Origin of the sequence: Alcanivorax sp., assembly GCF_051117345.1 — a bacterium.
GTDB lineage: Bacteria > Pseudomonadota > Gammaproteobacteria > Pseudomonadales > Alcanivoracaceae > Alcanivorax.
Genome location: NZ_JBNPEC010000247.1, coordinates 1 through 11,316, shown reverse-complemented (window position 1 = coordinate 11,316; position 11,316 = coordinate 1). Strand labels below are relative to the sequence as shown.

General features: G+C 54.5%; 9 protein-coding genes. 5 read left to right on the top strand and 4 right to left on the bottom strand.

The window, feature by feature from the left end; translation table 11 throughout:
• The 4 genes from ACFE0K_RS15560 to ACFE0K_RS15545 form a co-directional block, all read left to right on the top strand.
• A partial coding sequence (locus ACFE0K_RS15560) for a hypothetical protein (RefSeq protein WP_434536933.1) occupies window positions 1-221 on the top strand: 221 nt, incomplete at its 5' end.
• Between the two features lie 148 nt (window positions 222-369).
• Window positions 370-2,433 (top strand): TonB-dependent receptor domain-containing protein, encoded by a 2,064-nt coding sequence (locus ACFE0K_RS15555; RefSeq protein ID WP_434536932.1) that lies wholly within the window; start codon window positions 370-372, stop codon window positions 2,431-2,433.
• A gap of 78 nt (window positions 2,434-2,511) precedes the next feature.
• Window positions 2,512-3,936, top strand: a complete 1,425-nt coding sequence (locus tag ACFE0K_RS15550) for a hypothetical protein (RefSeq protein WP_434536931.1) — start codon at window positions 2,512-2,514, stop codon at window positions 3,934-3,936.
• Between the two features lie 274 nt (window positions 3,937-4,210).
• Complete coding sequence (locus tag ACFE0K_RS15545; protein ID WP_273008866.1) at window positions 4,211-4,729, top strand: outer membrane beta-barrel protein; 519 nt, start codon at window positions 4,211-4,213, stop codon at window positions 4,727-4,729.
• Window positions 4,730-4,806: 77 nt separating this feature from the next.
• Here the strand turns inward: ACFE0K_RS15545 and ACFE0K_RS15540 are convergent, their stop codons facing one another.
• Window positions 4,807-5,385 (bottom strand): NAD(P)H-dependent oxidoreductase, encoded by a 579-nt coding sequence (locus tag ACFE0K_RS15540; protein ID WP_434536930.1) that lies wholly within the window; start codon window positions 5,383-5,385, stop codon window positions 4,807-4,809.
• Window positions 5,386-6,037: 652 nt separating this feature from the next.
• Between ACFE0K_RS15540 and ACFE0K_RS15535 the strand changes: the two genes are divergently transcribed.
• A complete protein-coding gene (locus ACFE0K_RS15535; RefSeq protein ID WP_434536929.1) occupies window positions 6,038-6,919 on the top strand; it encodes a universal stress protein in 882 nt (293 codons plus the stop codon).
• Window positions 6,920-7,603: 684 nt separating this feature from the next.
• On the opposite strand, the gene ACFE0K_RS15530 is transcribed toward ACFE0K_RS15535, so the two are convergent.
• The 3 genes from ACFE0K_RS15530 to ACFE0K_RS15520 are packed head-to-tail and all read right to left on the bottom strand — an operon-like array spanning window position 7,604 to window position 11,008.
• Window positions 7,604-8,776: a hypothetical protein gene (locus tag ACFE0K_RS15530; protein WP_434536928.1), complete on the bottom strand. Its 1,173-nt coding sequence runs from the start codon at window positions 8,774-8,776 to the stop codon at window positions 7,604-7,606.
• Between the two features lie 10 nt (window positions 8,777-8,786).
• Window positions 8,787-10,556, bottom strand: coding sequence for a hypothetical protein (locus ACFE0K_RS15525; RefSeq protein ID WP_434536927.1), 1,770 nt, complete (start codon window positions 10,554-10,556; stop codon window positions 8,787-8,789).
• A gap of 23 nt (window positions 10,557-10,579) precedes the next feature.
• The gene (locus ACFE0K_RS15520; protein ID WP_434536926.1) at window positions 10,580-11,008 is read right to left on the bottom strand and encodes a hypothetical protein; all 429 of its coding nucleotides are present in this window, start codon (window positions 11,006-11,008) and stop codon (window positions 10,580-10,582) included.
• Window positions 11,009-11,316 lie beyond the last annotated feature (308 nt).

Here is an 11,316-nt window from a genome sequence, read left to right as displayed (position 1 = left end):
CGCACATCGCTGCCCAGCCCACCGACCCTCACAAGGAACGGCTGGCCGCCGCCGATTGCCAGTTCTGCCCCCACGGCCAGGGCATGCTCGCCCTGCCCAGCCACTATTTTCACGTGGTTTCCCAACACGCCGAACCGGCTCCGTCCGCCGTGGCAGCCCCGGTACGACGTACCCTTGAACGCCTTTCCTACCCCCCGCGCGGCCCACCCGCCTCTGCCTGACACCGTTTGCTCAATCCGACAGCCACCGCACGGTTCACCGTGATGGTCGGCCGTGCATAACGCTGTCGGACACCCGTTCCGGACCACGACACCAGGACCCCATTGAATCCAGCGTCGTGGCCGCTCAAACGTGAAGACAGAGGTTTCTATGAATTCTCGACGCCACACCCTGGCCGGGTGCGTCGCCGTGGCGCTGGCAGTATCGCTGGCCCCAACGGTCGTTCAGGCCGACGACACCGAAAACACCGCCAATGAACTGGAAGCGGTGAACGTGTCCGCCCTGCCCCTGGGCAGTGACAGCCCCAGCACCCCCTATTCGGTGATGGACCAGCCCACCCTCAGTCAGAAAAGCGCTGCCACTCTGGGCGAGACCCTCAACAACCAGCCCGGCGTGCACAGCGACACCTTCGGTGGCGGTGCCAGCCGCCCGGTAATCCGCGGCCAGAGCGGACCGCGCGTGGGCGTGCTCAATGACGGCTCCCTAGTCCTGGATGCTTCCAAGATCTCACCGGACCACACCGTGACTGTCGACCCCATGCTGGCCAGCCAGATCGAAGTGCTGCGAGGCCCGTCCACCCTTCTGTATGGCAGCGGCGCCAGTGGCGGCGTCGTGAATGTGCTGGACAGTCGCATCCCCACTGAACGCCCCCGCAAGGAAGTGGAAGGCTTCATCGGCATGCGCGCCAACACCGTGGCGGATGAAAATGCCACCGCCGCCGGCATCACCTTCTCCGCCACCGACCATCTGGTGTTCCGGGTGGAAGGCAGCCGCCGCGACGCTGACGACTACGAAGTGGACGGCTTCGACCGCCTCACCGTGCCCGGCACCTACGCGGAAAGCGACAACAGCAGCATTGGCGCCTCCTGGATCGGTGACCAGGGCTTCTTCGGCATGGCCTACAGCTACCGTCGTGACAACTACGGTCTGCCCGGCCACAGCCACGAGTTCGAGGAATGTGGTGTCAGCGGCACCAGCCTGGACTGCCCGGATGAAGAGCACGACCACGAACATGGCGAGCACGACGCCCCCTTCGTGGACCTGGCCAGCCGCCGCGTGGACGCCCGGGGTGAATACCGCAACCCCATGGACGGCATCACCGCCATCCGCTTTCGCGGCAACCACACCGAATACCGCCACCATGAAATCGAGGAAGGCGAGATCGGCACCACCTTCCGCAACCGGGGCGGCGACGCCCGACTGGAAGTGGAGCACGCCCCCATCGGTAACTGGCGGGGCGTGGTCGGCATGCAGTACACCGACTTTGACTTCAGCTCCCTGGGCGGAGAATCCTTCGTGCCGAAAACCGAAAGCCGGGCCCTGGCCCTGTTTGCGGTGGAAGAGTACCGGCTCAACGATCAATGGCGTTTCGAACTGGGCGCCCGTCAGGAGCGTCAGCGACTGCGCCCGGACGACCGCCCCGGTGAAGCGCTACCGGATCTGAAGCAGGACAGCACCTCCCTGTCCGCCGCCGCCAACTGGGCCTTCGTGCCGGGTTATGAGCTGGTACTGTCCGTGGGTCACTCCGAGCGCGCCCCCAGCGCCCAGGAGCTGTACGCCGGAGGGGTGCACCTGGCCACCAACACCTATGAGTGCGGTCTTCTCAGTGCCTGCGGTGGCGGCCAGCGAGACCTGGACGACGAGATCAGCCTCAACGCCAACCTGAACCTGCGCAAGACCCAGGGCGACTGGCTGTTTGATCTGGGCGTGTTCGAGAACCGCATCAATAACTACATCTACGCCCGTACCCTGGATCAGATCGAAGATTTCCGTCTGATCAAGTACAGCCAGCGGGATGCCACCTTCACCGGTGCCGAAGCCTCGGTGAGCTACTACGGCGTCGACCCCATCGGCATTACCGTCTTCGGGGACATGGTACGCGCCACTTTCGATGATGGCGGCTACCTGCCACGCATCCCCGCCAAGCGGCTGGGTACCCGGCTCAACACCTATGTGGGCCATTTCGATGCGGAGCTGGAGTACTACCGCACCTTCGCCCAGGACCAGATCACCGGTTTCGAGGAACGTACCGATTCCTTCGACATGGCCAACGTCACCGTCAGCTACCGGCTGCGCGGCGACCAGCGCTACACCTTTTTCGTGCGCGGCAACAACCTGCTGGGCGAGGAAGTGTTCAACCACACCTCCTTCCTGGCCAGCACCGTGCCGGAACCGGGTCGTAACCTGACCGTGGGTACCCGTATCGAGTTTTAACGCCTTGATCGTCGATTGAAAACGACATACCCCGGCGCCTTTATTCCGCCGGGGTCGCGAACCGAATTGGAGAACACCATGCAACGCTTCAAACACGCAGCCAAGCGGGGCCCGGCCCTGCTTATCTGGATGCTGGCCGCCCTGCTACTGGCCGGCTGTGAAAACGAAACCGGCAGCACCCCGCTGGGCGGCGGCGAAGACGCCCATGACCATGATCACGACCATGATCACGGTGACCACCCGGGCCGCTTGGTCATTGCCTCCAGCGATGGCACCGGCGATCAGCTCTATATGTATGATCTGGAAGAGCAGGCCCTGCTTCCCGGCTCCCTGTCGCTGAATAGCGCCCCAAGCGCTCTCTACACCAGCCCCGGCAAGCGATTTGTACTGGCTCCCCAGCGCAGCGCCAACCAGGTGCAGATCGTGGACGGCGGCCTCTATGTGCATGACGATCATGTGCATGAAGACGCCCCCTCAATGGCTGGCACCCTGAACGGGCCCGCCCCCACCCACTACCGGGTCCATGGTGAACAGGCGGCACTGTTTTACGATGGCGATGCCGGCAACGCCATCATGGCCAAAGTGGAACTGCTGACGGATGAGTCCCTGGAAAATGGCGGCAATGTGGCCAGCCAGACCCTGGACAGCGCTCATCACGGCGTCGCCGAACCCCGTGGTGACATTCTGCTAGCGACCTACCGCACCGCTGCCAACGGCCTGCCGGAAAAGGTGGACATCTATCACCAGCATAACGATCACTATCACCTGGAAGATACCGTCAACCTAGACTGCCCGGGCCTGCACGGCGCCGGCTCCAATGAAGACTATTCCGTGTTCGGCTGCAGTGACGGCATCCTGATCGTCCACCAGGACGGTGAAACCTTCACTGCCCAGCACGTGGACAACGCCACCCTGGGCCTGACTGGCAGCGAGCGGGTCGGCAGCTTTGACAGCCACCATGAATTGCCTCATTTCGTGGCCTATGCGGGCGACCGGATTCTCATCATCCATCCGGATGATGGCGACGCGGAAGAGCTGGACTGGACAGAAGGCGCCAACGTCTCGCTGGACAACCACGGCCTCGACCCCCATGGCGAACACCTGGTGCTGCTGGATGACGCTGGCGACCTGCGCATCTTCGACACCGCGGACTGGAGCGAACATGCCCATGTGGAAGAGGCTATCGACCCCAGCACAGCTCCTCCGGCTTCCGGCCACGGCAGCCGGATCGCCATGGCCGTAGCGGGAGAACCCGCCCACGTCTTCCTGGCCGATCCCGGCAATGACGCCATCGTCGTGGTGCATCTGGAAGAAGGCGAATTGGAAGACCCTCTGCCCCTGACGTTCACACCCGGCAAACTGGCCTGGGTAGGCCTGGCGGGCGAGCACGACCATGGCGATGAAGACCACGACCATGATCACGAGGGTGAAGATCACGATCACGACCATGAACATGACCACGAGGGCGAGGGCGAGGATCACGACCACGAACATGATCACTGATCCCCGGCCCAACCCAGCAATCTTTCAGGAGGGGTAACCCTCCCGTTTGCTGGGCTACGGCGGATCTTTTCCGCCGTAGCGCCCTTCACAGCACCGCGGAGTCGCCCCAGTGCGGCCCGCAGCGAACAACCTGCCTGCAGGCGCCCCTTTCCCGACAATCGCCTGCAGGCAGCTTCCTACAGCGCCCCCTGATCCCCCGGTCGCCCTACCGCCTTCTTTTCACTACAATCCGTTTCATTACTTCGTCATACACATGACTCAAGCGGGAGACACCATGAAAAAAGTACTGCTAGCCGCCATCCTGGCTCTGCCCATGTTCGCCCAGGCAAGCGGCTACGCCGGTCTGGAAATTGTCAGCAGCAAGATCGAGCCGGACAACACCAGCTCCTCCGCCAAGCCGAACGCCCTGCAATTCAAATTCGGCACCTGGATCAACAAGGATGAAACCCTCGGCGGCGAACTGCGCCTGGGCCTGGGCGTCGGTGATGACGAACTGAGCAACAACGTGGACCTGGAAATTGACCGCATGTACGGCGCCTACTTCCGCGGCCAGTTCCCCAACACCCTGCCGGTACGCCCCTACGGCCTGATCGGTGTGTCCTACATCGAAACCACCGCCAACTTCCCCGGCGGCGGTTCCGACGGCGAAAACTACAAGGACTTGTCCCTGGGCCTGGGCGCCGACATCACCATCACCAACCAGATCTTCCTCAGCGTGGAATACCTGCGCGCGGTGGATCGTAGCGGTGACGAAGTGTCCAACCTTGGCTTCGGGATCAATGGGCGGTTTTAAACCGCTTAAGGCTCCATAAAAAAACCGCGCGTCTGCGCGGTTTTTTTATGGACACCAGCACTGCCTTGAGACAACACTTATGCCTTTCGCGCAAACGCGGACATACGATCCAGCCATGTCTGCCGCTTGGCAGCCGACGCATACCTCACCGGTCCCAGCACGGTCATTTCAACTGGCTTGATGCCCACAAATTCAAGAATGGTTCGACGGATCTGATTGTGGGCCGGGCTACGGTACACCAGTCGGAAATACCAGGGCGGCGTATCCATGGTAGTGATCACATGCGCTGACCGGCCAGCCAGCAGCTTATCCCAGAACTGGGAGTTTTCACGATACTTGAAGGCATAACCCGGCAGGAAAACACGGTCGAACATGCCTTTCATGATGGCCGGCATGGAGCCCCACCACACCGGAAACACCACCACCACATGCTCTGACCAGGTGAACGCTTCCTGAATGTCCTTGAGTCCGGGTTCCAGTTCCTGGCGCTGGTTGTATCCATGGCGCAACACAGGATCGAATTCAATTTCACCCAACCGAAAGTAGCGCACCTCATTACCGGCCTGCTCCGCACTTTCTGCATAGCGATCGGCCAACGCACGACAGAAACTGTCCGGATCCGGACTACCCAAGATCATCGCAATCTTCTTTCCCATGAAATTCCCTTTGTGAATAGATCTGAACCAACACACGAATCCCCCGCCTCACCGTCACGCAGCTTTCGACTCATGCTGTTATGGCAGAGAGATGGGGAGCGCCAGTGGTATCGCAAGGCCTTCAATCAAAAGAAATACAGGGCAGGAAAAATGGGACGCTATTGGCCTGATAAGAATCCGGTACGAGTGACCGCTCCCACAGTTAGGCAAGACGTGTGCGGCGGGCATAAAAAACCGGGCAGCTTGTGGCTGCCCGGGCCTGGTGGTGGCTCGGTTAGCGCCGCTCTCCCTTATCGGTCTTCGTAACGTTGGTGCCTGAAGAAGATGCCGGTGTCACCGAATTGGGACAGTGTGAACTCGGACTGGGTGACCAGTTCGCCGATTTTGACGGCGCTGTTGCGACGCTCGCGGGCGTAGCGTTCGATAACCTTGGGCCAGATGGGTTTACGGATCTGCTACCGGTGCCGTAGACGTCATACACCTTGGTGCCCGCCGGGATGGACGGAAGCTCCAATTAGGGGCACGCATAACATTGTTTTTCTCTCAAATAACGCCAAAACATGATCTGGAACAAGAGCTTCGTCATCGCAGGGAGCTACTGTGATGTAATGACCATGTTACAAAGCATGGATGGCTGAGAAGGGAGAGCAGCATGGGCAACATCACATCAGTGCGGGTAGCAACAGACTTTTCAGCAGCGGCCCGGCGGGGCATGGAACGGGCAACCTTGCTGATTCGCCAACTTGGCATTACCCATGGCAGCGTCTACCACGCACTTGATCCCCACTTCATTCGCGCCGTGCGGGATCTCTTACCGGTATTGGCCGAAGTCGAACAGAAACGTGGTTATGCCGCAGAATCCGGACTTGAGAAAGCCAGAAAAGCGCTGGAAGAAGCCAGCGGCATTCCTTTTGAGCAAATATTGAAGGAAGGAGATGCTGCCAGTGTTCTGGTCGAGGGAAGCAACCCTGGCGAACTGCTGATCATCAGCGCCAAAGGGGAAACCAGCCTGGCCGACGTTGTTATTGGTAGTACCACGGAACGGGCACTACGCCGCAGCAGCGGCCCTGTTCTGGTAGTCCAGAATCCCGCCACTCAGCCCTACCAGAAAATACTGGTGCCCGTGGACTTTACCGAAGACAGCCAGCGAGCGTTAATGCTTGCCAGGGAACTGGCCCCGGATGCAATGCTTCACATCATGCATGTCATCCCGCCTCTGCCTCAGGAGCATGGCCTTCAGGCGATAATCACTGTCGAGGATATGGCCAAGTACCTGGCGCAAACCGAGCAGCAAGCCATTAACTCCATGGGGAAACTACTGGCGCAATGCAACATCGAACCGGAAAGTGTCACCACCATCATTGAGGACGGCTACACCCCGATGGCCATTAATAAAAAAGCGGATAGCCTTGAGATTGACCTGATAGCAATGGGAAAACATGGCGAGACCGCCCTAAGCGATTGGCTACTGGGTAGTACAACCCAATATGTGGTCAACCATAATCACTGCGATCTGCTCGTGGCCAAGGCATGAACCCGGCGGACAGAATCTAGCTCAGGCGTAGACGTATATCCATATCAAGTCGTTGCTACAACAAACCCCGCGTTTTCCCCCAACACCCAAACGTGCCGCACACAACGGCAGTAAGGGTTTAACACCTGGTAATAACGCGTTCGAGTCATAGAGACCTCCTTGCTTTCCTTGGCATCGACACTAACGGCAACCGCAGAGACTAACTATTAGAGATCAGAAAAACGCAAGACATCTTCCTGTTCATACGTGCTTTGTATTCGCGCCGCTGCATTCGGATACTCTATGTCATTGTATTCGAGCTGTGGAGTGACGGGTAAAAAAGCAAAATTGGCAGCCTTGTCATCCTAGTCAAATAACGCCGGGGTTTGATATCCCAATAGACAGAATTTACAACCCATTCCTGCTTAGGCTTATAAAATGCCTTCCACTTGGGGGGTACGCATGCACCACCAACTTCCCCGGCGACGGTTCCGACGGTGAAAACTACAAGGACCTGTCCCTGGGCCTGGGCGCCGACATCACCATCACCAACCAGATCTTCCTCAGCGTGGAATACCTGCGCGCGGTGGATCGTAGTGGCGATGAGGTGTCGAATCTTGGGTTTGGAATCAATGGGCGGTTCTGAGGTCTGTTGATGACTGCAGGCTGAACGAGAAACGCCCACCGAAAGGTGGGCGTTTTGGTTTAATGCATGCAGCGAGCTTTTACGCTTTCAAAGCTTTCATTGTTATCTTCGGCATCCATGCCTTTGATACTATCGCAATCACCGTGACAACCATCAATATAGTCATCGTAATCGTCGAAAGCTGGTTGCTCAATAGAATTAACGTCGATTTTTTCGCCGCCCTCTTCAAATTCATAGTACATAGGCAGAGTAAAATACTCATTCCCACCCTCCTGCAAGGCTGCATTGGCTTCAGACTCGAACACAGGATGAGACAAAATTTTAGAGTTTTGTTCTATGCGCATTAAATAGACCTCATAGGAATGCGCGATAGCATTTAACTGATGAACCCTATCGATGATAACTTTTATTTCTCTTATTTCCCCCTCTATACCGGCAACAAACTTATCTCTCGCCCCGTGAAATTTTTTATCAGGAACCATCCTACTGCGCTTTTCATCTCGGCATTTTTTTACTCGCCTATCAGCATAGGGCCCAGGAACCCAAACCCACTCGCAGACTTTTTCTTTATAGTACTGCTTAACCTGTCTGTCCGGTGATTTTTCATAGCTAAGATCATTAAAATCCCCCAAATTCGTATTGAGGTTATGTGACTTAATAAACTTACTGTTATTTAGCTTTGATTTTAAGACAACCAGCCTTTCTTCCAATGTATAAACAACATCTTCACTGAGCTCCCTTGTTTCTTGAATTTTTTTATTCACATGGTGAAGCACAAAAGGAAGCGACCTTTCTTTGGTGATCACGAGGGCAATTTCACAGACACCGATCAAACTGAAGGTTTTGCTGGGCCGATATTCGTGCTCAAATAGGTAAGACATAGCTTCGGAGAATGACAACCACTCTTCGCTTCTTAGCCGATAGCGTCGACCACCCTGAAGCAATATAAAATTATCCTTGATATTTCTACAGGTGGTATATCGCTCAGCTAACATCCCCTCGCTTTGCACATCTTGAAGGATCTCCCTGAACAATTCCGGCAGTTCATCCAGCGCCATCAATATCGCTTTATTCTGCACAATAATCGCATCCGCCTTTGCATCAAGGCGAAGCAAGTATTTTTTTATCTTTTCCAAGTCTTCTCGTATTTCACGGTTTGCATGATATTCATCATACGCATTAAATGAACCCGCGATAAAAGACCCTGCTGCCAGAGCAATTTCCCAGCTCATAATAAACCCCTTATTGTTTTGTGGCCTCAGTATCGGCAACAATGAGTAGATAGTTGTTGGTAGTATCTGTCGGGCCACCACTGCGCTTGTAATTGCTCATAGAAACCCGACTTATGGATAGCGCTGTATTCATATTTTTGGGTGAAAATTTAGCCGGCAATACAACAAAAGACAAAAGCACTGACAGGGCATTTAAAAACAGCTCGAATGGCTTAATAAATAGCTTGGACAAGGGTTTAAGTAACGCATCCACTACTTTTTGCCCGGTATATAAGCGGAGCGAACCAAAGTTAAACTTGGCTAAGAAGCTAACACCAGAGCTGCTGATTGTCTTGAGAGACAGCTTGGGTTTTCCCTTGATACCAACCCCAATATTTTTCCAGCTGCTCCAGCTAGTGCTGCACCGATGGTACTCCCTATAAGCATAGGTTAGGCCCGCCCAGGCATCAGTAGCCACACTGCCTGAAATTTTGTTAGACACCTTGATATCAGGAATGCCTACGGAATAACGATAGTTGAGATACCCCTTAATAGAGTCCAGCACCCTTAATGTTTTAGTGCGATCAGCATCGTTGGCATTACCGAAATCGGCAACTACCTGATCAAAAAAGTACTCATTAATGGCAACGGCCAAACCATCTTTTACCTTGGAGACAGACAAAGATTGCTTGACCGGTGTGCCCGCGATGCGTAACTCATTACGCGATTCAATGTCAGCTATCAGCTGCTTAGAGAATGCATTCGAGGCCCTCAGGAAAAACTCAATATCGGCCTCTGACCTCATTTCAAGCTTCTTAGTAGCGGCATGCCGCAAGTGTGCGGGTGTATCATGATAGGCGATCAGGGATTCATCCGTGTAAAGCAGCTTATCCCAGCCCCCTGCTGCAGCAACATCCTGCTCCAACAACCACTGATAATGGTCAATTTGGCCTTTAATAGTAGCCAATTCATTTAATTTCTCTTCGGAGGGCCTCAGATGTGCACCAATTGAAACGGTAGCATCTTTTATTTTCATAAAAGACGGGTACACATCATGACCAGACACCTGCGCCATAGGAAGATGAATGGTTTGTATAAGATCTGGCCCAATTTTAGTGGCAGCAAATGCGAACAAAGAGACAATCAGATCACTGACTCGCCCTGCAGTTAAAGCATTACCGCCGTCATCAAGCATTTTCTCCTCGATGGCTTGATAAACTCTAGCAAAGTCCTCTTGACCTACGAACAATGAAATCGGCACGATTTTAAGAGCAGCCTGTGCAACTTCTGCCGCATCCCCTTCTGCAGATCCATCAATCTGTTCAATATCTAGATAAGCCTCTAGAGTAAAGGCGACATCTTTAATATGCTCTTTCCAGGCTCCACCGGATGAGTTAGGCCATTCGAGATAGAAATTTATGTCCGAGGCCCCAATGACAACATTAGGGTCTAGATTAATACCAATAGCCCGCGCTTCGGACTTGGCCGCATAAGTGTACACAAGGCGATTACCAGACAAGGCCTGAGTGACATCTTGTTTTGAGTCATAGAGTTTGAGGACAAGCGGCTTAGCTTTTCTAATAGGCGTATCTTTCTTGGCACCGACTAGCACTTCCATACTAAAAAAGGGTTGTTTGGATATAGTATTCCTGAGCTCTTCTTTACGATAGTAAAGCCCTGCATCGTGAAGACGATGAGCGCTTAGCAAGTTATTGATACTGTCCTGACTTATGCTGAAGACAGCATCAGGCATATCTGACGTGGGCAGAATTTTATCGAAAATTGCGGCAAAGTCTGGCATGCAAACTCCTTTGGATTTTTATGCTACAGGCCAAAATTTAGGTTCAATGGTTTATTCAAATTTGGCTCACCATTTTCGATGGGAAACAAAACAGACCTTGGTTCGCATTGTGGACCTTCCCCTGATTTTATAATTCCCGCAGTTGCTAGAGCACCTATTGAAGCGAGAGTTTCCGGGCTCTTTGAATCGGATGTTTGGCCAACCTTAGTCAGCAGTCCGTTTGAGAACTCGGCAGAGAGGCTGAAAGACCCATAACCGGCTTTGAAGTCGAGATATCTTTTTGCGCCTGGTAATGACACTACCGTTGCGGAGCTCACGCACTTATTAGTTACTGTGTAAAAAAGATAAGGAATTGGTTCGTAGTAAACCACGCCGTTGTGATCAGCATTGAAATCTATGCTTGCACACGCTGGCAAGCCAGCCGCCAACATTATTGCCATATATTTTTTCATCGCCCCCCCCGTATATTTTCTCATGACAGCGTATTAAGTCGAACGAGCGACCTATTTCTTAGACTCCCCCGCCCCCCTTTATGCAAATACCTTATACCAACCGCTTAGCTTTTTCTGTAAGCCATATCCTACAAATTTATCGTTCGTTCTGTTTAACACAGGCTGCGTTAGCGGATTGAAAGTTCGCCATGCAAGCATAGCTCCCACAGGGAAGAGGATTAATAGGATGGAGTGTTTTCTGGAATGCAGTAAGGGCTGAACTAAGCGGGTTTCGCGGTCGAACGACCGCTCCCACGGGATGGGGTGGT

Bases quoted from the DNA above. Each gene is read 5' to 3' on its own strand.
- ACFE0K_RS15555 (WP_434536932.1), top strand. From the start codon at position 370: ATGAATTCTCGACGCCACACCCTGGCCGGGTGCGTCGCCGTGGCGCTG.
- ACFE0K_RS15550 (WP_434536931.1), top strand. From the start codon at position 2,512: ATGCAACGCTTCAAACACGCAGCCAAGCGGGGCCCGGCCCTGCTTATC.
- ACFE0K_RS15545 (WP_273008866.1), top strand. From the start codon at position 4,211: ATGAAAAAAGTACTGCTAGCCGCCATCCTGGCTCTGCCCATGTTCGCC.
- ACFE0K_RS15540 (WP_434536930.1), bottom strand. From the start codon at position 5,385: ATGGGAAAGAAGATTGCGATGATCTTGGGTAGTCCGGATCCGGACAGT.
- ACFE0K_RS15535 (WP_434536929.1), top strand. From the start codon at position 6,038: ATGGGCAACATCACATCAGTGCGGGTAGCAACAGACTTTTCAGCAGCG.
- ACFE0K_RS15530 (WP_434536928.1), bottom strand. From the start codon at position 8,776: ATGAGCTGGGAAATTGCTCTGGCAGCAGGGTCTTTTATCGCGGGTTCA.
- ACFE0K_RS15525 (WP_434536927.1), bottom strand. From the start codon at position 10,556: ATGCCAGACTTTGCCGCAATTTTCGATAAAATTCTGCCCACGTCAGAT.
- ACFE0K_RS15520 (WP_434536926.1), bottom strand. From the start codon at position 11,008: ATGAAAAAATATATGGCAATAATGTTGGCGGCTGGCTTGCCAGCGTGT.